This is a genomic window from Vibrio brasiliensis LMG 20546 (assembly GCF_000189255.1).
GTDB classification, from domain to species: Bacteria; Pseudomonadota; Gammaproteobacteria; order Enterobacterales; family Vibrionaceae; genus Vibrio; species Vibrio brasiliensis.
Window position 1 is genome coordinate 71,915 of the sequence record NZ_AEVS01000018.1, and the last position, 20,919, is coordinate 92,833.

Sequence of the window (20,919 nt, forward strand, 5' to 3'; positions counted from 1 at the left end):
CGCTAAGCTAAACAGCTAATCTGCTCGCCTTATAACTGTTTACCGCGAATATCGCTATGACCGCCAGAACAAATGGTAGTACGTAAACATTCATCGCCTGCCAGCCCACGGTTGATTCCAGCCAGCCCGACATCAAAGCGGTGATGGTGACACAGCTAAAGACGAAGAACTCATTGAAGGCCTGAGCTTTTGATTTGTTGTGGCTCTGGTACGACTGGCTAAACAACCCTGTCGCGGCAATAAACATAAAGTTCCAACCTACCCCTAACAGGATTAAAGCGAGGCTGAAATGCCAGATGGACTGGCCGTGGATATTGATTGCAATACAGAGAACAAATAGCACGCCACCGGTCAAAATCATCCGGCGCGCACCAAAACGCTCTATCAGACGACCAGTGAAAAATGCCGGCACAAACATCCCCAATACATGCCACTCAATCACGCCAGCCGCTTTGTTAAAGTCAAAGCCACAACCAATCATTGCCAGCGGTGTCGCCGTCATCAAAATGTTCATCACAGCATAGGCAACCATGGCCGCAAATACTGACACCATAAAGTTAGGCTGCTTGACTATGGTTGCCAGTGAATCCACTTTGGTCGCTTCAGCAACGGGAACGGCTTTAGGAAACTGAATGGTCTGCAATAGACCCAGAGCACAGATATTGAGCACAATCAGCGCCATAAAGGCACCAACGTAAAGCCCATCAGACGACCATTGCTGCGAGTAGATCGCAAGGTTTGGTCCCAGCATAGCAGCAAGTACGCCACCCGCCATGGAAATGGATATCGCTCTGTGTCTTGCGCTCTCATTACACACTTCAATCGCCGCAAAACGATACAAGGTGCCAAAACCAATGCCGATACCAAGTAGAAAAGTCCCGGCACAAAACAGATAGAAGGCTTGTATAGAAAGCGCATAAGTTGCCAGACTGGCCCCAGTAATACCCACCAGATTACCAATACTAAAGCCTTTACGTCTTCCTAGTTTGCCCATGATCAGCGACGCAGGAATAGTGGCACTCATTAAACCGAGAAACTGCAGTGCGACAGGTAAAGTGATCATACTGGCAGTCGGAGCGAGCGTTTTGCCGACTAACCCAATCACAGAGATAAGTAAGATATTACCTGTCATCAATAACGCCTGACACAGGGACAATAACCACACATTACGGTTCATCGCAATGCCTCACTTACTGCCGCCTCTACGTGCAGCGCAACCGTGTCGAACAGCGGTACTTGAGTATCCTGTTGCTCAACCAACAAGCCTATCTCAGTACAGCCGAGAATGACCCCTTGAGCCCCTGCCACAAACAGATCATCGATAATAGTCAGAAAGTCATCTTTGGAGCGACGATTAATCTCCCCCTGACAGAGTTCGTCATAGATAATATTGTGCACCAATTGACGCTGGACACCATTTGGCACCACAACCTCAATACCAAATTTATCGGTCAAACGCTGCTTATAAAAATCCTGCTCCATGGTAAATACCGTTCCAAGCAGGCCGACTTTAGTAATCCCCTGCTGTTTTAGCTCACTACCAGTGGCGTCTGCAATATGCAGTAATGGCAAGTTCACAGACTCTTCAACCTGCTCAGCCACTTTATGCATGGTGTTGGTTGCAATCAGAATGAAATCAGCCCCTGCCTTTTCAATTGATTGCGCCGCCTGACACAAAATATCAGCGTTAGCCAGCCAGTCGCCTGAGCGCTGCAAGGCTTCTACCTGCGCGAAGTCGACACTATTCAGAATTATCTTTGCGGAATGTAGCCCGCCTTTAGCCTGTTTTATTCCCTGATTAAGCTGCTGGTAGTAGGTCGCTGTTGATTCCCAGCTCATCCCACCAATAATACCGATAGTTTTCATTCTGTTCCCTCTCCTGACGCTGTGTTAATCAATAAAACAGATAAGCGCTGATAATACAAACAAAAAACAAAAGGCCTCTGGGGATTAACCAGAGGCCTTATTCAATCAGCATCAATTACTAGTTATCTTCGGCAATAGGTAATGTCTGCTTAACGTAGCTTCCCGGAGCTGCTTCCAGTACAGGGAATTGTTCGCTTCCGACACTGAACGGCTCTACCTGCTCATCCGGATTGAACGATAGCAGCCACTGATGCCAGTGGTTCCACCATGAACCTTCACTATGAGAAGCGTTGCTCAGCCATTCGTCAGCACTGTCATCGAGCGAATCGTTGGTCCAGAAACCATACTTATTTTTCGCCGGATGGTTGACGATACCCGCGATATGTCCCGATTCTCCAAGAACAAAGGTCTTATTACCACCCACATTCAGCGCGCCACGATAGGTACCCTGCCACAGGGCAATATGGTCTTCCTTGGTCGAGACAAAGTAGCTCGGGATCTTAATCTTGTTCAGATCGATCCACACACCACCCACTTTGACGCCTTTATCCGCGACCAACTTATTGTTCAGGTAAAGCTCTCGCAGCATAAAGTTATGCGTATCGGCGGCGACGTTGGTACTGTCACTGTTCCAGTAAAGCAGATCAAAATCGACCGGACTATTACCCTTCAGGTAGTTATCGACATAGTAGTTCCAGTAAAGGCTATTCTCACGTAACAGACTAAACGTTACGCTCAAAGAACGGCCATCCATGTAACCCTTGGCATTGTTCTGAAGTTCAATAGCATTAATGATGGTGTCATTAATGTAGGCCCCCACTTCGCCAGGCTGAGAGAAATCGAGTAACGTAGTGAAGAAAGAGGCGCTCTTGATGCGTTTCTTCATTCGCTTAGCCGCGTAATAAGCGACGGTGCTGGCTAAAACGGTACCACCAATGCAGTAACCCGCAGCGTTGATCTGCTCTTGCCCAGTGATCTCTTCAATGGCACTGACTGCTTTAGCAACGCCTTCAGTGACATAATCTCCAAACTCGACATGTTGCTGAGACTTACCCGGGTTACGCCACGAAATCATAAATACCGCATGGCCTTGTTCTAGTAGCCAGCGTACCATCGAGTTCTTCTCACGAAGATCAAGAATGTAGTATTTATTGATAAACGGAGGAACAATCAAAAGAGGTGTCGCGTTAACGGTTTTGGTCAGTGGGCGATACTGAATCAGTTCAAACAGCTCGTTGCGATATACGACATCGCCCTGAGTATTGGCAATCTCTTCACCTAAACGAAACGCATTGTTATTGGTCATGCGAATTTTAAGAATGTCCGCACTCGACTCTACGTCTTGCTTGAGTTGTTCCAGACCAGCAAGCAAGTTTTCGCCATTCTGTTCTAACGTTAGTTTGAGCAGCTCTGGGTTAGTTGCAATATAGTTGCTTGGCGATAGCGCGTTAATTGCCTGTCTTGAGAAGAAACTAATACGCTCTTTGCTCTTCTCATCTAAGCCTTCAATGCTATCGATCGTTTCAAGGTAGGTTTTGCTGAACAGCAGGTATGATTGTTTGATAAAGTTAAAAAAGATGTCTTTTTGCCACTCTTCATTAGAAAAGCGTTTATCACCTTTTTCTGCACTAACCACATCATCGGTATTGGCTGTCAGAGCGACGTTCTGCCAAATCTGTAACTGTTGTTGCCACCATTCGGCCTGAATCTTAAGTAAAGCCGCTGGCTGATTAGCCGCACTTTCAAACAGTTTTGCGGTATCTTCGAGGTTAACCTCTTGCATTGCTTTATTGAGCGGGGAGTTTGCGGCTGCCCTGGTCAGCTCAAGATCTTCCCACCATTTTTGATTGGTTTCCTGGAGCTTAACAAGGTAGTCCGAAAAGAAGTGTTGTAACATATTTCGACTCCTAAGATCGGAAAAGAGCCGCCTTTCGGCGGCATAAAGGTCAGTGTTATGCAGGAGTCACTGTCTTAAGGTTTTCCGATGTCATCTGTTCAACATCATCTTTGAACTCTTTTGCGATAGCTTGCAGCTTATTGCTGTCATCCATCATTTGCTGTGAAAGCTTAGTCAGAACAGAAAGTTGTTGACCACTGAACGCAGTCAGTGAAGTTGCATCTTTCACTTCGCTTGCTGCTTTCATCTGTGCCAGACCCATTTCGCTGTAAGTGCGGATAGCGTTCAATTGCAGCTCAGTTAGTACTTCGACATTCTTGGTCACTAGCTTGTTGAATTTTACGTACGGTTCCATGCTCTTTTCTGTTTGCTCAGAGAATGTTTTGAAAAAATCTGTGTACATGTGTGTTACTCCTAAGTTAAGTCCGTTTAATTGGGTTAGTTAATTGATTTAATTACAACCGCAGTGCCCATACCGCCGCCGACACAAAGTGACGCAACACCATATTGACTTTCACTACGATTGAGTTCATGAATGAGTGAAACCAGAATTCGGTTTCCTGATGCGCCCAGAGGATGACCCAAAGCAATTGCGCCGCCATTAACATTGGCTTTATCAAGAATTGAAGAGACTGAAACATTGTGTTTTTCAGCAAGTTTATGAATGACACCAAGCGCCTGCGCTGCAAAGGCTTCATTTAACTCATAAACGCCAATCTCATCAGTAGTAAGCTGGGCTTTTTCAAGTGCTAAACTGACTGCTTCCACTGGTCCAAGCCCCATAATCTCAGGCTCGAGACCAGACTGAGCATAGCTAACAATTTCAGCTATTGGTTTAAGACCGTGCTGCTTCACCGCTGACTCACTGGCGACGATGATGGCGCTCGCCCCATCGTTAATGCCTGATGCATTACCCGCTGTCACTGTGCCTTCTCGGTCGAAAGCAGTACGTAACTTCGCCAGACCACTCAGAGTTGCGTCTGGTTTTGGGTACTCGTCGGTATCAAACACAACCGTTTCACGACGTTTTTTAACGTCTACCGGTACGATTTCTTGTTTAAACTTTCCTGCTTCGATGGCTGATACCGCTTTTAGCTGACTCGCCAGCGCGTATTCATCTTGCTGCTCACGCGAAATACCCACTTGTTTAGCGACATTCTCTGCTGTCACACCCATGTGGTATTGGTTGTAAACGTCAGTCAGACCGTCATTGATAAGCAGGTCAGTCAGGTTCATGTTCCCCATCTTATGACCATCACGGATGCTCGCTGGAGCGGTAAACGGTATTTGCGACATCACTTCAACACCTGCAGCAACAACAACGTTTGCATCACCCGCTTTGATATGACTTGCCGCGTCCATAACGGTTTTCATACCACTACCACACACCATATTCAGTGAGTAAGCCGGTACCTGATTAGGCACCCCTGCGTAGATCGCAGCCTGACGTCCAACGCCCATTCCCTGCCCGGCACTGACAACATTACCAACAATTACTTCATCAATTGCATCAACGGCAACGCCGCTATCTGCGATAGCTGCTTTGATTGCGATAGAGGCAAGGTTTCCTGCCGAAATGTCTTTTAGCGAACCGCCAAACGCACCAATCGGAGTACGTTTAGCCGCCACAATAAATATCTTTTCCATTATTCTGTCCCTGATTAATTCATGTATAAGCCGCCGTTTACAGACAGAGTTTCCCCTGTAATGTAAGCACCGGCATCACTGACTAAGTAAGAGACTGATTGTGCGATTTCTTTTGGTGTAGCAAGACGTCGCATAGGGATCTGTTCTTTAATGGTTTCAAGCACTTCTGGACGCATGTCTTCAACCATCGGCGTACCAGTATAGCCAGGAGCAACCACATTAACTGTTACTCCGCTACGAGCACCTTCTGCTGCTAATGCTTTCGAAAAACCAATCATGCCCGCTTTCGCTGCTGAATAGTTTGTCTGACCAAACTGGCCTTTGAGACCATTGACTGAGGAGATATTGATGACTCGGCCGTTGCCTTTTTCGCACATGGCCGAAAACAGAGGCTGTGTGACGTTGAACACGCTATTGAGGTTTGTTTCAATTACCTCGCGCCATGCAGATGGCTGCATTTTTTTGAACAGACCATCGCGAGTGATACCAGCATTATTGATGATCACATCAATCGTGCCTTCCTCTTCCAACAGGGTAGCCAGACGCTCTGCGCACTGCTCTGTGTTAGTAACATCCAGTTCAAACAGACGAACTTGTTCTTCGGTAAAACCTTTTTCGTTGAACCAGTCCAACGCACATTGATAGTTCCCTGTAAAATAAGTAGCGATGATTCGGTAACCATCATCAACAAGTTGAGAGGAAATAGCAGATCCAATTCCGCCTTTAGACCCTGTGATCAAAGCGATCTTCTTCATTAAGAGACTCCATTCTTTACAGCAATTAATAACCCAAATAAATTTCGTAAATTCTCGCAATATATCCGGCCTTGCACCGAATATTGAATAAATAATCTAAGGCTTTTTGTTGACCTCTTATTATTCAAAACTAATCGTTAATTATTACACTTCAATTTTTTTTTGAGATTTTATGCATAAAGGTGAACAAGCTCTCATATGGCATGAAATGTTATATAGGTGTTAATTACACTCAAATCATTGATTTTTTTGAGATTTGCGATATTGAACAATTTATCAACAATCGCTATCTTGCTGTTTTTGAAGGATATATAAGAACTTTCAGTTATTTCATCAATCTACATCACCTGTTTAACGAAAACTATTACCAACTAATATGTAAGCAGGAAAAATCAATATTTACCCGTTTATCAATATTGACCTTGGTATTAATAGAGAGGTTAATAAAAGCGTAAAGCATGAGTAATAAATGATAAGACTATGATTATTTGAGCAATAAGATAAAATAATAAACTTATACTTTAGTATAATATAGAACGATATTTCATTTGCTGACTAGGCCGTCAAAATCTAATTCTATTCTTTATCTAATAGTAGAGGTTTTACTCTGTTTAAAACAAAAAAAGCCCGAAATTTCTTTCGGGCTGGCTTAAATCGAATCCTAGTTCAATCCGTGAATTATCCGGCAGTGGATGGTTTGATTCGGTAGAAAATGGCAAACAAAACAGGTACCACAATTAAGGTTAATACCGTGGCAAAGCCAAGGCCTGCCATAATTGTAATTGCCATAGAGCCAAAGAATGCGTCGAACACCAGCGGAATCATTCCCAGTATGGTCGTCAAGGCGGCCATACTCACTGGGCGGACACGGGAAATTGCACTATCGAATACTGCCTGATATGGGTCTTTGCCCGATGACAGCTCGATATTAATCTGATCGAGTAACACGATACCGTTTTTCAAAATCATGCCACTCAGGCTTAGTAAGCCGAGGAAAGCCGTAAAGCTAAATGGCATATCCATCGCTAGCAAGCCAATTGAAACACCAATGATAGATAGTGGCACCGTAAACCAAATAACCAAAGGCTTTCTCAGCGAGTTAAACAGCAGCATGGTGATGATAAACATCAACAGGTAACCCATTGGCAATGAGCCAAATAGTGCTTCTTGAGCATCTTTAGAAGATTCATACTCACCGCCCCAAGTGATTTCGTAACCCTCTGGCAGGTTAATCGCCTCTACCTGTGGTTTGACTCGGTTAAACAGACTCGCTGGTGTTTCATGTCCAAGAACATCATGGTCAGCGAGTACTGTTAAAGTACGTTTTCTGTCACGACGCTGAATAAGAGGCTCTTGCCAATCCAGTGTTACGCCATCAATCACCTGCTCTACAGGAACATAGTTCTGTAATGTCGGGCTCCAGATTTTAACGTTGGAAAGTGACTCAAAATCAACACGTTCCTGCTCGGGAAGACGTGCAATGATTGGCAGCATATGAGTGCCATCACGCAGTAATCCGATCGGTGTTCCGCCGAATGCCATCTGCAATGTTTCAGACAGTTCTTGCTTCGAGATCCCCAGACGACGAGCCTTAGATTCATTGAACTGTGGAACCAATTCTTTAGTGCGTTCACGCCAGTCATGACGAACATTTCGCGCACCTGGATCTTCTAGCAGTACATCTTCGACCTGCACCGCGATATCACGTAGCACCTGTGGATCCGGTCCTGTAATTCGCGCTTCTATCTTAGACGCTGGCGAAGGGCCAAACTCCATCAGCTTGAACTGGAATGTTGGCTGATTAAAACGGGTAGAAAGATTCTGATCGAGCTGCTCAAGCAGTACAAACATGGTTTCACGGTCATGGGTTCGCACTTGCAACTGAGAATACGCTTCGTAGCTCTTCTCTGGTTGATATGTCAGAGCAAAACGCTGCAGTCCCTGACCAGTAGTTGTTGAGACAAATTCTACGCTGTCATATTGACGAATATAGCTTTCAACCTTTTTGGTTTCCTTGATAGTCTCGCGAATATCCGTTCCTTCCGGCATCCACATATCAACGTAGAACATCGGAGTGTTCGAAGGTGGGAAGAATTGCTGCTTCACCATACCAAAACCAAATACGGCAGCCGCCAGCAGACCAACCATGCTGATCACAGTTAACCAACGGAAACGCAGCGCAAATCTCAGGCTAGCGCCAAACACGGTGAACAAAATACCTTTGTACGGGTCAACCTCTGCCTGATTAGCATCACCGTCCTGCTCTTTGAGTAGCAGATCAGCCAAAAACGGCGTCAGTGTTAATGCAGTAATCCAGCTTAAGAATAGCGAGTAGCACAATACCCAGAACAATGAGCCCATGAACTCACCAGTGGCATCTTCCGATAGACCAATAGGAGCGAATGCGGTAATGGCAATAATGGTAGCGCCAAGTAATGGCCACTGTGTCTGCTTTGTGATGTCGATTGCAGCTTGTACTTTGGTTTTACCGCGTTTCAGGCCAACCAGAATACCTTCAACCACAACGATTGCGTTGTCCACCAGCATACCCAGCGCGATGATCAGCGCACCAAGGGAGATACGGTGAAGCTCAACATCGTTCTGCTTCATCAAGATGAAGGTGCCCATTACGGTAAGCAGTAACACTGCACCAATAATCAGGCCACTGCGCAAGCCCATAGCAAACAGAAGTACGATAATAACGATACCCACCGCTTGACCTAGGCTGATCAGGAAGTCATCAACCGACTTTTCGACCTCTGCTGACTGATTATAGAAGTAGTTAATTTCTACCCCGGCCGGGCGAATACTTTCCAGCGCAGCTAGCTCCGCTTCAAGCTTTTTACCAACTTCAACGACGTTTACGCCAGAACCAAAAGAGATCGCAAGGTTAATTGCAGGCTTCCCATTGAAGGTTAAGACATTAGAAGGTTTTTCTTGAATGCCTCGACTAATAGTGGCGACATCTTTAAGACGGATTAAGTTACCTGTATCTCGGCCATGAATAATCAATTCTTCCAGAGCTTGTTCAGAATTCATGGTGCCATTTGGGCGAATTGTCAGCGTCTGACCATTAACCATCACCTCACCTGACGACTGGACGCTGTTTTGCTGACTCAGCAGACCAACAACCGTATTCATGTCAAGATTTAGCGCAGCAAGGCGCTCCAGTGAAACTTCAACAAACAGCTGCTCTTGCTGATCTCCCGCAATGGCAACCTTACCCACACCTTTAACCAGTTCAAGTTCGCGGCTCAGGTAATCGGCATAACGCTTCAGCTCAACATAATCGTAGCCATCACCAGTAAGCATAATCATGATGCCGTACACGTCACCAAAGTCATCAATGATTTGGATTGAGTTAACTCCACTTGGTAGTGTTGGACTCAAGTCATTGATCTTACGACGCATCTCATCCCAGATTTGAGGTAGCTCGTCTGGACCATATTCCATCTCCATACTGACCATGATCTGAGACATGCCTTGCGACGAGGTCGAAGTGATCTTATCGATATAAGGTAGCTGACGGATCTCCTTCTCAAGCGGATAGGTCAACTCCTCTTCTACTTCCTGCGACGTTGCACCAGGATAAGTCGAAATAATCATTGCGTCTTTGATGGTAAACGCAGGGTCTTCTAGTCGGCCTAAATCCATAAATGAGGTGTAGCCACCAATGGCAAGAATGATCAGGAATAGCCAGCTAATAACTTTGTTCTTTATTGAATACTCAGCGATGCTCACAGCTCTGCTCCCTTAATTAGCATTCCTTCACGTAGCTTTCGTAAGTTTGAATTGATTAGCACGTCGCCCTGCTCAATGCCGTTGGACACAAGTGCACCATTGCCCGTAATTTGATCGATATTGATTGCAACACGATGGGCTGCGCCATCTTGTAGTTTCCAGATATAGAAATCTTGGCTCTGCTTTCCTGAATCAATCGATGTCATTGGCACCTGATACGCTTGATAGCTAGTTAAACCCGCTTTCGCTAAATCAACTGAGACTTTGGCACTGGTGCCCGGCAATACGCTCTGCTCAACCTGAGGCATTTTCAGCCACAGTTCGTAGGTCTGACTGTTAGGGTGCAGTTCACTGGTATGTTCAAGATATGTGACCTTGTAACTTAAATCATGCCCGGCAAATGTTGCGGTAGGCTGATAGTTTTGCGCCTGAGCCTGAGGATCTAGCATCGCCAGTACCGAGTCTGATACTTCGATTTTTACGTAAACTTGTCCGCTCTGATAAACCGACACCACTTGCTCACCAGGCGATACATTTTCATGCTTCTTTTTGTCAACCGATGAAACAACAGCATCAAACGGCGCTTTAAGACGCATGTATTCCATACTTGCTTGCGCAGCACCCAAATTCGCTTTTGCCAACTCGAAGTTGGCACTCAGTTCGTCCAGCTCGGAATCTGAGATCATCTTATTGCTGCGTAATTCCTGACCACGCTTGACCTGTTTCAGTGCAAGCTCGTAACGGGCTTGAGCATCAACCAGTTTTTGGCGAGCTTTAGTATCATCCAATACCGCGATGATCTGACCTTTTGTTACGACATCGCCTTCTTTAACCAGCATCGAGGTGATTTCGCCATCCAGACGAAATGCCAATGGCGTCAGTTCCGCAGGCATCACTTGACCGTTAAAGGTTCGGAACTGAGTGTCTGTCGCTTCTGCGACAGTAAAAGTATCGACAACCAGTGGGTTAAGAGGACGATGCTCAGTTTCTGGCATACACGCGGTCAACATTGTCAGCGAAATGGCCACTGCAGAGAGATTAAATCGATTCATGTTAAATACCGCCCTCTTTGGTCCATGCTTTGACGTGCTGACCAGCAACGAGATTTTCCACTCCGGCTTGCACAATTAGATCGCCCTCTTTGAGACCCGAAATGACATTGCCCTGCGCATCTAAGGTCACATCTACGGCAGTAATAACCTGCTGTTGTTTATCAAATTTGAACAACTGACCATGGTCACCGTCTCTGCTAATCCATGCACTCGATGCAATGTCGACCTTGGCAAAACGCTTTTCATTAAGCAATTGAACTTGCGCGGTCATTCCCGGTAGGAGATTGAGGTTTGTAGGACGCTGAAAAGACAAACTTGCCGTGTAACTATTGGTGTCTGAATCTGGCTGAGTCGAAATCTCTTTGAACTTAGCTGGAATTGCCAGATGTTGATGACTATCCATCACTACGTTAAAGCTAGAGCTCTCGATATGATCCAATCCATATTGCTCGGCATAACTCACCGGAATCGCGAACACCACATCCAGAACCTGGTTGTCGATTACGTTAAGAATTGGCTGGTTTGAACCAACTACCTGATGCTCTTTACTAAAGATCAGTGAAACCACACCATCAAACGGGGCAGTAATTTGAGTGTAAGCCAGATCGGTTTTTGCTTGCTCAAACGCAGCTTTTGCCGCTTTATAAGCTGTCTCACTCTGATCATAAGTATCAACACTAATCAGGCTTTTAGCATGCAGAGCAACAGCGCGCTGATAGGCTGTTTTCGCCAAGGCATACTCAGCATTTTTTGCGTCATACGCCAACTGGTAATCAGTAGGATCCAGCCAGGCTAACGACTCGCCTTTCTTCACTGAACTACCCATTCTGACATCAACTTTTTCAATTTCGCCCGCTACCTGAAACGACATTGCTGCTCGATTCGTCGCATCAATATTAGCGATAAAAGTGTCGTAACGACTATCGAGTAGATTTGGGATCTCCACCAGTTTCACTGGGGTAATAACAGATTGGTTCACTTCTGAATTGGCTTTGTTACAACCAGCGATGGTCACCGCTATAGCACCGACCGCGACCCACTTTCCAACGGGTATCATTCCTTTCATTGATATGCTCATTGCATGCTATCTATTTTTATTACACACATGTGCAGTATATGAATATTATGTTTGAGATCAATGTTTATTTTCCACCTGTACAATAAATTGGTCACATGAGCTATGCTATTTATGCGTGTGATTGATGAAATCCCCCCGCTTTTCTGGTAGAAAGAGGGCGTTTGAAGAAATTGACTGAAACTATGACTGAACGAAAGCAAGGCCGAAGAAGTGCTCAAGACGCTGAAAAAACCAAATGCGAGATAATGCGGGTCGCTACCGAGTTGTTTTGCGAACTGGGTTACGAACGCGTTTCACTGAGAAATATTAGTGACAAGGCTGGTGTATCCCACAGCTTGATTCGCCACCACTTCGGCAGTAAAGAACAGATTTGGTACTCTATTAGCGATGGTTTACATAGATATATGGAAAGCTATATGCAGACCATTATCAGCCATATGCCAGCCAATGCGGGCTCAAACATTAAGCTTTATCTATTCGCGGTACGTTTACTCGCCCACATGCTTGACTGCAAACAACCAATTCAATTTATTGCTGATGCAGTCCGTCAGGAAGACGCTCTGTTTGATTACTTTATTGACAGTTCAGGCGAAATTGAGAATCTGGTTAATCATCTTGCACAACAGTACAACCAGGAACACCCGAACAATCAGGTCAAGATCTGGGAAGTAAAATGGCAAATGATGATGTTTGCCCATAGTGCAGCGAGCCTGACACCTTTTATGAAAGAGACTTGGTCTGATGAAACTGACGATTTATCATCTTGCCTTCTTAACCATTGGCAGATGTTCAATCGCATGATGGCATGCCGGTTTGAAGTCCCGCAAGAGATGGTATTGAATCCGACGACGCTATCAGAACTCGTGTATGAAATTCAGTGTCCGGAAGAAACGCTTGATAGTGATAGTTAAGCAATTGTGCTGCTAAGATTTCAGTTAACTACCGCCCTTTCTCACCATGACGACAAGGGCGGTTTTCATTTAGATCTTTTCCAATACAAACATATGGTAGCCAAACTGGTCGGCTAATTCAGTGCAGAGCATAACTTCATGTTTGATGTCTTTAATTGCCGCAGACTCGCCCATTTCAGGCTCTAGTTGCTCAATTCGCTCAGCTAGAGGAGCATAGTAATTCGACCATGCCTGCTCACTCTGCGGGAAGTGATTAACGACCTTGTATCCCGATTTAACCATCTGTTCGAGACGGGTTTGCACGGTTTGAATGTCTGGATACTCTTGCTGCCAGAACTGAATTGCATCACTGCCTGGCTGCTCAGTACGCCAAACCATATCACTCACGACAAGATGGCCTTGGTCAGATAGTAGCGGTTTCCACGCTTTTAATGCCTTCTCTACCCCCATGATGTATGCGCTACCTTCAGACCAGATAAGATCAAAACTCTCATTGGCGAAGGGGAGTTCAGTCATGCTGGCACACACTGTGTCGATTCGTTGTGAGATGCCCTGCTCAGCAAAGCGTTCATTCAGCCGAGTTAACGCAGATTGTTCATTATCCACGGCCGTAATATGAGCCTGACTTGAATCAGCCAACACTTGCGTAGCCAAACCTTTACCACAACCGATTTCCAAAATATGACGTGGCGTTTTTGCAACTAAAGATAGTGCTTGTTGTGTATCAGCTTCACTCCCCGGCCCCCAACGCTCCAGCGTTTCGAAAACCTTCATAAAGTCAGCCATGTATAAATCGTGTTCGTTCATGTCTTTAGATAACCATTTCAGTCGCAATGCTTCTTTCTCGCTGAAACCTTGCTTTATTAACCAATCCAAATGCGCATCCGGAGCGAGTTTATCCAGATCTGTGTGCCAGGCCTTACTGTCTTCTTCACCCAGCATCGCAGCAAGCAGACGACGAGACTTCTGTTTCTGCTCAATCTCTTGGTCCAGAGCGGCAAGGCGATTGAGTAGTAGTTGCCTGTCTACTTTAGCCTCGAGGCACACTTTGCATTCTTTAAGAGTCAAACCTCCAGCCAGAAGCTGTTGGATTAATCGAATCCGCTGCAGATCTTTATCACCATAGACCCGGTAACCGTTCTCCAGTCGATGACTTGAGATAAGGTTTTGCTTTTCATAATAAAGTAGCGCTGTTCTCGATAATCCGACTAATGCCGCCAGTTGCGATATTTTGTACACAGTTGCACCCTTGTCCTTCAATGGTTATGCAATATAAACTATAAAGTTGTAGACGGGTCAACAGGTAAATGTTCTATCAGCAGCTACAATAAACTGTGTTAGCATACTGCCCCTGAGCTGGAGCCATAATTCAAGGTAAATAGATGCAGCTACAAACCCTAGGTAAAGGACGTTTTGAAGCGCAATGGAGTGAAGACAAGCAGCTTATTGAGCAAGCTGTCCGTGATTGTATAAGCAGTCGCAGAATATTTGATGAACACGAGAAGCTACTCACTCAAGGTGAACACGTCGAGCACCTCTATCTGGTGGATTCTGGCAGGATTTCAATGGGTGTTACTGCACGTAACGGCAAGACATTTCTACTTGGCACACTGGAGTGTGAACAACAATTGTTTGGTGAGATGGAGTTCTTTACTGGCTACCGTTGCCAGATGGATATTGCCCCTGTTGAACCAGTTGAAGTCGCTATCATCGACGCCAAAAGACTGCAGCAATCCTTATTGGATCAACCTCGTTTGTCGCTCTACTTTGCCAGCGCAATCGCCATTGACTATCAGGATACCGTTGAGATCCTTTCTCGTCGCCTGCTCTATCCTATCAGTTACAACGTGGCTTATGACATCTACCATCAGTACTTAAATGATCTTCCTGTAGACGGCTTCCAAAAAAACTACTTAGAAGCGGAACGATTCGCCACATCAGACCGTGTGTATCGTCGTGCGATAAAAGAGTTAGAAGATAAAGGTTTTATCGCGAAAGAGAAAAAGGGACTTCGCATTCTCGATCTTGAAGGCTTACGTGCTTTCATTGAAGAGTGACGGTATATCTCCCACCGATAAGTAGAAAAGGTCTGCCAGGTGCAGACCTTTTAGTATTAACTCTTAGTTAAGCCGCATTAGCATGCGCAGTGACTGTCCCTTTGTATTTCATAGACATCAACAGCATAGCCACTACCACAGCGTAGATAACCGGTATTGCGTACATTACGGTCTGCAGACCTACCACACTCTCCATCACTGAGCTGATAGCCGGGCTAAACATTGCCCCCGCACTGCCACTAATTAGGATATACGAAACATTCTTACTGCTAGCATTGCGCACGAAGGAAACACCATAAGCGATAAAGGCATTGTATAGAGCTGCACAAGCGAAACCGTAGCCGTACGTCAGGTAAGACAGGGACTCCAGGTTGTCAGTCGTTACGATAATACTGGTAATCACCATCGCCACAGAAATAATCGTCAGCAAGAAATACTGAATTTTCATGCGCGACACTATCACTGTAGAAACCAAGGCGCCAATCAGTGCAGCCGACCAGTATTGAGTAATGATGTTGCCTGCTTGCTCAAAAGGAATATCGAACTTCTCTTTGACAAACATCGGTGCCCAGGTAAGGAAAGTATAGAGCGCCAGCATACCAAGGAATAGACCTACGCCACCACTGATGATGCCAAAGTTCCACTCCGACTTGGCTTCTTGATCGCTACCATTGTCGCCACTGCACTGGTTAAAGTTAGTCAGCAGCGCGACAAACATTGTCGCTAAAGCGACTACCCCAACACTCAGGTAACTGATGCTCCAGTTCATGGCGTTAGTGAGTGCATAAGTCGTGATCATTGGGAAAACAACACCGGCGATATTGAAAGTCGCATCCTGGACCACCAACATGGTGCTTTGGATTTTATCCTTCCAAACTGATACCACTATGGTGCCGGCAATACACAAGCCAACGCCGCCACAGAAACCAATCACCATCATACATAGCATCACAATTAATAGTGAAGGCGCTACGTAGAGGCTTAGGGCAGATAATGCGATGACTCCGTAACAGAGTATCGTCATGCGCTTGATACCCACTTTCTCAATCAGGAAGAAAGCAGCGATAGTACCCGCCAGTGCACCACCATTAAGTAATGAGAAAATTGATGCGACTTCGTTTACGTTCGCACCAAATGAATTTGCAATCGGTTCGACTAACATGCCGAACTGAGTCGCAAAGCCCGCCATAATAAAGTTGGCGAGGAAACTGATCACAGTGAGTGTTATTTTATTTTTCATTGTTCACTCCAAGAGCCTATAAGGTAGAGGTTGTTCTGTTAATGAGGGCCATGCACATGACCCTCATTGTGTTGGGCTTAGTTTTTAATCGCAGTTTCTAAAGCAATTTCAATCATATTGTTGAAAGATAACTGGCGCTCTTCTGCCGTGGTCTCTTCGCCCGTAATGCAATGGTCTGAAACCGTTAAAATCGCCAGCGACTCTATACCAAACTGATGTGCCAGACCGTATAACCCCGCCACTTCCATATCTACACCCAATACACCAAATCGTTCTAGGGCTGAGATCAAATCCTGGTCTGGATCGTAGTAAAGATCACCAGTAAATACGTTACCGACTTTGACATCTATCCCCTTCTCTTTTGCTGACATATAAGCACTGTGCAGCAATTCAAACGTCGCCGATGTTGCCATTTGGTAACCGCTGCTGCGCTTAGCATTAGTCGGAGAATCAGTGCCAGCCGCTTGAGCAAGAATTACGTCACGCATTTCAACATGCTTCTGCGTTGCACCCACGCTACCGATACGAATGATACGTTTAACACCAAAGTCATTAATCAGTTCGTGTCCATAAAGCACCATTGATGGAATACCCATGCCATGACCCATAACCGAAATGCGTTGACCTTTGTAGTAGCCAGTGTAACCAAGCATGTTACGGATATCCGTCACTAGCTTTGCATCTTCAAGGTAGGTTTCTGCAATATATTTTGCACGTAGTGGGTCGCCAGGCATGATAACAGTAGAAGCGAAATCGTCGGCGCAGCCTGCAATGTGAGCAGTCATAAGAAAGTCCTCTTTGTTTCTAATGACACAATCATAGATAGCAAACGGCGCAAAGTTTCAGGACAAAAGTCCGCTTTGTTTGCCGAAACCCGCATATTTGAAATTCGCTCAAATAGAACTTTCAAATAGGGACAGGCACCTTATCTCTTACGAGGACACACACTATAAAGGCAAAGATACTTAAAGTGTCTGTCCCTACAATTACTCAGCTTTAGAGCTCTATTTCTAATGAGGACAGGCACCTTAACACCCTCCTATTCACCCTCTTTTAAAAGGACAGTCACAATAAAGAATGAAATTGGGATGAGTTGTTGTTAGCTGCACCAAAGGATGGATTATTGAGAATTGCCCTTTGTTGTTAACTTTCTTAGCCTACCTGAAAACTTCCCCTTTAGGATGAAACATGACCACTGCCAGAAAACACCAAGTATGCGTCGATGCGACTCCTTATTATCATTGCGTTTCTCGCTGTGTCAGGCGAAGTTTCCTATGTGGAATAGATCCAATAACCCATCAAAGCTATGAGCATCGGCGAAGCTGGATCAAACGCAAAATGATGGCTCTTTCTCAAGTTTATTGTATCGATATCTGTGCCTACGCCATCATGAGTAATCACTACCATTTGGTCGTTCACATCAATAGAGAAAAAGCCGAAAACTTGTCGACTCATCAAGTAGTCGAACGCTGGCAACATGATCATAAGCTACCCGGTCTAGTGAGCAGGTGGTTAGACGGTCAACTCTCCAGTAGTACAGAAATCGAAGCGTGTATGACCATTATCGACTCCTGGAGACAACGCTTATGGGACCTGAGCTGGTTTATGAAAGAGCTCAATTTCTTCATTGCCTGCCAAGCCAACAAAGAAGATGACTGCAAAGGTCACTTTTGGGAAAGTCGCTTTAGAAGCCAAGCTCTTCTTGATGAACAAGCTCTCGCTGCTGCCATGGTATATGTCGACTTAAATCCATTACGAGCGGGAATAGCCGAAACGCCAGAGACTTCAGACTATACGTCAATACAAGCAAGACTAAAGGCGCTGGATGACCAACAAGAAACTGCCCCTTGTCTTTATCCGTTCGTAGGAAATTCAGCTAGCGAGCAACTAGATGGTATCCCCTTTCGTCTGATTGATTATATTGAGTTAGTCGACTGGAGCTCACGTCAATACAGGAAGAATAAAGCCAGTTTAATTGAGAGTGTTCCTCCAATCCTGCAACGGCTCAAGATAAACCAATCAACCTGGCTTGAAGCCTTTACCAAATTAGAACGTCATCGCAGTACTATGGTTGGTTGTACAGATAACGCTGTCCATGCCAAACGCACTTTGAATCGAAGGCGAACTTACCTATTTCGGCTAGATAGCTAATTGCCTACCACATTCATTGAGTATACTTACCCGCCATTTGTTCACATTGGCACTTATCCGTTTCTCGGTCCCGACGTCTAAACTCCAGTTCCTACAGAACCTAAAGAATAATCTGTATAATTCTTCAATAACACAAACTGACAATTACTGTGATTCATTTTCATGCCAAGCATTGCCAGATTTTTATGGTGTCTGTCCTTGTTATACCGCTTGTTATACCGAGACTGTCCTCACTACGTTATCTTGCCTGTCCCCATTAAAAAGGTCGCATTAAAAATTCCTGTATGCTCGAATGGCCTCGTTAAGCTTGGGCATAAAGCCCGGGTTATTACTTAGAAAATACTTCGAGATATAAAGTCCGAACTCTTTCTCTTGCTCTAGAATTATTTTGTAATCGCGAGTGTCATTTACGGTATCAAGAAAAGTTAATTCAGCAATTAGTATCGCGGTCACCGCTCCTGTATCTAGTTTCTCTTGCAGTTCATTAACCGACGTTGCTGCGAATACTTCTCGATAATCATTTGATTTTAACCAATGGTGAGTATTGGTATTCAGCAGGCTAGCGACTGTAGAATGTTTTTTAAATGTCGCATCATAAGGGTTAAAGTTTGACGCACTACCCTGGCGAACGACCCATACCCAACGGTTGATCATTAATGGCTCTGAAAACTCAGCGTAAACATCACGTTCTGAGTTTTGTGATGCCATAAAGAAACCATCAGAATGCTGCTTACGAAGCTCTTGCAATGCGCGGCCATGATTTGACGAAACGTGAATCGTATAACCAACCCCCATTGAATCCAGCACCTGCTTAACTGCTTCTGTTCCTATTCCGGATGGCACGCCATCAGAATCAATTTGGGTGTATGGAGGGAACTCAGGCACAAAAAAACGCATATCCTCAAAAGCGTATGCCTTCAGCGAAATAAGCATTGCAAGGGTTACTAGAACTAATCTATTTCTCATGTCGGTGTTTATATCCCAAAAACAAACCTTTTGATCATTATAGTATCTTACCCGTTCACACCACACTCTGCGCAGCCCTCAAGCCCATCTGGTAACCTGCTTCAAGCTTATCTCTATCTGTCGTTAATCTTCCAACCGTAAAACTCTCTTCTGGGGCTATAATCTTGATAGTGCAGTCTTCAGGAGGGTTGTGAATAAACTCTAGGGTTTGATTGTATTGTTCCGATCGTTTGAGCATCGCTTCCGCGAGCTGAGGAGTGTCATTCATCAGTCGACGCAACAGCCACTGAGCTTTTGGTGGTCGCTTCTTATAACCAAGCTTTTGCGACAATATCACTGTTATCTGTTTTGCTCCTCGCTTGTAAGCCTCAACAACGGGAATTGAGTCAGAAACTCCGCCATCGATCATCTTTCGCCCATTTACGCTTAAATGTGTGCGATAAGCCATTGGCAGTGAGCATGAAGCTTTAAGTAGAATCTCTAGATTAGCCTCATCGCCTAAAGTGTAGAGAGGCGCACCAGTTTCTACGTCCGTGGTAACCACATGGAAGGGTAAAGACTGCTCAGTAAAGGCCTGCATGTCGTATGGGTTCTGCTGTGCAATATGCTCCCATAACCAGTCGAGATCTAACCAATGGCCACCTTTGGCAAACCTCTTAAAGTTAATAAACTCCGGTTGGCAAGAATAGTCAGCAATGATGGTATAGGTACGACCGCGCTGGCCAGATAACCATGAAGCAAGGTTGGTCGCGCCAGCCGATACGCCGACACAGAAATCAAAAGGGTTATAATCACGGTCAATAAAACCATCTAACACCCCAGCAGCAAATATGCCGCGCATCGCTCCACCTTCAACGACCAAAGCATGTTTTGATTTCTTATCCATCTTATATCCTTCCCTCACTGTTTACGGGTCTGTCCCTTCAACCCTACTAAACTAGTGGTCAGATGTGTAGAGAAATTGTAGATAATCAAATGCAGACGAGTGAAGAAACCATGATTCAACAGCACCTCCACTCACAAACTATTTCATAGCTCCCACACAACGACCAAACTAACAATTATCGTGTCTGTCCCGATAATAATTTCACGTTAATTGCTGTTGGCTCTCAATGATTTCGTTAACAATCCCGTAATCCACGGCCTCTTGTGCTGTCATCCAGTGGTCTCTATCAATATCCTCCAACACTTTGTCCATATCCTGACCGGTCGCGTCTGAAATCACCTTGGCAATGCGGCGCTTCATTTTACTGATCTCTTCCATCTGGATAAGTATGTCACTCACCTGCCCCTGACTGCCGCCAGATGGCTGATGAATCATAAAACGGGTATTAGGTAGAGCGTATCGATTACACTTTTCAGCTGCGAGATAAATATGGGTGCCAGCACTAGCGACATAGCCAGTACCAATGATGATTACTTTGGAAGTAACAAACTTGATCATGTCATGAATCGAGTCACCTGACTCAACATGCCCACCCGGTGAGTTGATCATTATGGTGATATCTTCATTCGACACTGAATCAAGATACGCCAGGCTCCGGCAAACCTTCTCTGC

General features: G+C 45.1%; 18 protein-coding genes. 3 read left to right on the plus strand and 15 right to left on the minus strand.

Features of this window, described 5'->3' with window-relative positions; translation table 11 throughout:
• Positions 1 to 7: 7 nt before the first annotated feature.
• The 9 genes from RH46_RS03995 to RH46_RS04040 form a co-directional block, all read right to left on the minus strand.
• Positions 8 to 1,177 (minus strand): MFS transporter, encoded by a 1,170-nt coding sequence (locus RH46_RS03995; protein WP_006878121.1) that lies wholly within the window; start codon positions 1,175 to 1,177, stop codon positions 8 to 10.
• The gene (locus RH46_RS04000) at positions 1,174 to 1,866 is read right to left on the minus strand and encodes an aspartate/glutamate racemase family protein (protein WP_006878122.1); all 693 of its coding nucleotides are present in this window, start codon (positions 1,864 to 1,866) and stop codon (positions 1,174 to 1,176) included. Before RH46_RS04000 ends, RH46_RS03995 begins: the two co-directional genes overlap by 4 nt.
• A gap of 118 nt (positions 1,867 to 1,984) precedes the next feature.
• A complete protein-coding gene (gene phaC, locus RH46_RS04005) occupies positions 1,985 to 3,763 on the minus strand; it encodes a class I poly(R)-hydroxyalkanoic acid synthase (protein ID WP_006878123.1) in 1,779 nt (592 codons plus the stop codon).
• Positions 3,764 to 3,818: 55 nt separating this feature from the next.
• Positions 3,819 to 4,166, minus strand: coding sequence for a phasin family protein (locus tag RH46_RS04010; protein ID WP_006878124.1), 348 nt, complete (start codon positions 4,164 to 4,166; stop codon positions 3,819 to 3,821).
• 35 nt (positions 4,167 to 4,201) lie between these two features.
• Positions 4,202 to 5,410, minus strand: coding sequence for an acetyl-CoA C-acetyltransferase (locus RH46_RS04015; protein ID WP_006878125.1), 1,209 nt, complete (start codon positions 5,408 to 5,410; stop codon positions 4,202 to 4,204).
• Positions 5,411 to 5,424: 14 nt separating this feature from the next.
• Entirely contained in the window at positions 5,425 to 6,165 is a 741-nt protein-coding gene (locus RH46_RS04020) for an SDR family oxidoreductase (protein WP_006878126.1), read from the minus strand.
• Between the two features lie 678 nt (positions 6,166 to 6,843).
• Positions 6,844 to 9,906 carry an efflux RND transporter permease subunit gene (locus RH46_RS04030; RefSeq protein ID WP_006878128.1) on the minus strand — a complete coding sequence of 1,021 codons (3,063 nt, stop codon included), beginning with the start codon at positions 9,904 to 9,906 and terminating at the stop codon, positions 6,844 to 6,846.
• Entirely contained in the window at positions 9,903 to 10,958 is a 1,056-nt protein-coding gene (locus RH46_RS04035; protein ID WP_006878129.1) for an efflux RND transporter periplasmic adaptor subunit, read from the minus strand. Before RH46_RS04035 ends, RH46_RS04030 begins: the two co-directional genes overlap by 4 nt.
• Before the next feature lies 1 nt (position 10,959).
• Positions 10,960 to 12,024: an efflux RND transporter periplasmic adaptor subunit gene (locus RH46_RS04040; RefSeq protein ID WP_006878130.1), complete on the minus strand. Its 1,065-nt coding sequence runs from the start codon at positions 12,022 to 12,024 to the stop codon at positions 10,960 to 10,962.
• 194 nt (positions 12,025 to 12,218) lie between these two features.
• Here RH46_RS04040 and RH46_RS04045 point away from each other — a divergent pair, with 194 nt between their 5' ends.
• The gene (locus tag RH46_RS04045) at positions 12,219 to 12,947 is read left to right on the plus strand and encodes a TetR/AcrR family transcriptional regulator (protein WP_006878131.1); all 729 of its coding nucleotides are present in this window, start codon (positions 12,219 to 12,221) and stop codon (positions 12,945 to 12,947) included.
• Positions 12,948 to 13,016: 69 nt separating this feature from the next.
• Here RH46_RS04045 and RH46_RS04050 read toward each other — a convergent pair whose 3' ends face one another.
• Positions 13,017 to 14,186 carry a MerR family transcriptional regulator gene (locus RH46_RS04050; protein ID WP_006878132.1) on the minus strand — a complete coding sequence of 390 codons (1,170 nt, stop codon included), beginning with the start codon at positions 14,184 to 14,186 and terminating at the stop codon, positions 13,017 to 13,019.
• Positions 14,187 to 14,329: 143 nt separating this feature from the next.
• Between RH46_RS04050 and RH46_RS04055 the strand changes: the two genes are divergently transcribed.
• The gene (locus RH46_RS04055; protein WP_006878133.1) at positions 14,330 to 15,004 is read left to right on the plus strand and encodes a Crp/Fnr family transcriptional regulator; all 675 of its coding nucleotides are present in this window, start codon (positions 14,330 to 14,332) and stop codon (positions 15,002 to 15,004) included.
• A 67-nt stretch (positions 15,005 to 15,071) separates the two neighbouring features.
• On the opposite strand, the gene tsgA is transcribed toward RH46_RS04055, so the two are convergent.
• Both tsgA and deoD read right to left on the minus strand, forming a co-directional pair.
• Positions 15,072 to 16,244 (minus strand): MFS transporter TsgA, encoded by a 1,173-nt coding sequence (gene tsgA / locus RH46_RS04060; protein ID WP_006878134.1) that lies wholly within the window; start codon positions 16,242 to 16,244, stop codon positions 15,072 to 15,074.
• 77 nt (positions 16,245 to 16,321) lie between these two features.
• A complete protein-coding gene (gene deoD / locus RH46_RS04065; RefSeq protein WP_006878135.1) occupies positions 16,322 to 17,029 on the minus strand; it encodes a purine-nucleoside phosphorylase in 708 nt (235 codons plus the stop codon).
• Positions 17,030 to 17,582: 553 nt separating this feature from the next.
• On the opposite strand from deoD, the gene RH46_RS04070 reads away from it, so the two are divergent.
• Positions 17,583 to 18,395 (plus strand): hypothetical protein, encoded by an 813-nt coding sequence (locus RH46_RS04070; RefSeq protein ID WP_006878136.1) that lies wholly within the window; start codon positions 17,583 to 17,585, stop codon positions 18,393 to 18,395.
• A 270-nt stretch (positions 18,396 to 18,665) separates the two neighbouring features.
• On the opposite strand, the gene RH46_RS04075 is transcribed toward RH46_RS04070, so the two are convergent.
• The 3 genes from RH46_RS04075 to RH46_RS04085 all read right to left on the minus strand — a co-directional run.
• A complete protein-coding gene (locus RH46_RS04075) occupies positions 18,666 to 19,361 on the minus strand; it encodes a substrate-binding periplasmic protein (protein WP_040895104.1) in 696 nt (231 codons plus the stop codon).
• Positions 19,362 to 19,416: 55 nt separating this feature from the next.
• On the minus strand, positions 19,417 to 20,247 hold the full coding sequence (locus tag RH46_RS04080) for a patatin-like phospholipase family protein (RefSeq protein WP_006878138.1): 831 nt from the start codon (positions 20,245 to 20,247) through the stop codon (positions 19,417 to 19,419).
• A gap of 201 nt (positions 20,248 to 20,448) precedes the next feature.
• On the minus strand, positions 20,449 to 20,919 hold a 471-nt coding region (locus tag RH46_RS04085), incomplete at its 5' end, for an ATP-dependent Clp protease proteolytic subunit (RefSeq protein ID WP_006878139.1).

Bases quoted from the DNA above. Each gene is read 5' to 3' on its own strand.
- RH46_RS03995 (WP_006878121.1), bottom strand. From the start codon at position 1,177: ATGAACCGTAATGTGTGGTTATTGTCCCTGTGTCAGGCGTTATTGATG.
- RH46_RS04000 (WP_006878122.1), bottom strand. From the start codon at position 1,866: ATGAAAACTATCGGTATTATTGGTGGGATGAGCTGGGAATCAACAGCG.
- phaC (WP_006878123.1), bottom strand. From the start codon at position 3,763: ATGTTACAACACTTCTTTTCGGACTACCTTGTTAAGCTCCAGGAAACC.
- RH46_RS04010 (WP_006878124.1), bottom strand. From the start codon at position 4,166: ATGTACACAGATTTTTTCAAAACATTCTCTGAGCAAACAGAAAAGAGC.
- RH46_RS04015 (WP_006878125.1), bottom strand. From the start codon at position 5,410: ATGGAAAAGATATTTATTGTGGCGGCTAAACGTACTCCGATTGGTGCG.
- RH46_RS04020 (WP_006878126.1), bottom strand. From the start codon at position 6,165: ATGAAGAAGATCGCTTTGATCACAGGGTCTAAAGGCGGAATTGGATCT.
- RH46_RS04035 (WP_006878129.1), bottom strand. From the start codon at position 10,958: ATGAATCGATTTAATCTCTCTGCAGTGGCCATTTCGCTGACAATGTTG.
- RH46_RS04040 (WP_006878130.1), bottom strand. From the start codon at position 12,024: ATGAAAGGAATGATACCCGTTGGAAAGTGGGTCGCGGTCGGTGCTATA.
- RH46_RS04045 (WP_006878131.1), top strand. From the start codon at position 12,219: ATGACTGAACGAAAGCAAGGCCGAAGAAGTGCTCAAGACGCTGAAAAA.
- RH46_RS04055 (WP_006878133.1), top strand. From the start codon at position 14,330: ATGCAGCTACAAACCCTAGGTAAAGGACGTTTTGAAGCGCAATGGAGT.
- tsgA (WP_006878134.1), bottom strand. From the start codon at position 16,244: ATGAAAAATAAAATAACACTCACTGTGATCAGTTTCCTCGCCAACTTT.
- deoD (WP_006878135.1), bottom strand. From the start codon at position 17,029: ATGACTGCTCACATTGCAGGCTGCGCCGACGATTTCGCTTCTACTGTT.
- RH46_RS04070 (WP_006878136.1), top strand. From the start codon at position 17,583: ATGATGGCTCTTTCTCAAGTTTATTGTATCGATATCTGTGCCTACGCC.
- RH46_RS04075 (WP_040895104.1), bottom strand. From the start codon at position 19,361: ATGAGAAATAGATTAGTTCTAGTAACCCTTGCAATGCTTATTTCGCTG.
- RH46_RS04080 (WP_006878138.1), bottom strand. From the start codon at position 20,247: ATGGATAAGAAATCAAAACATGCTTTGGTCGTTGAAGGTGGAGCGATG.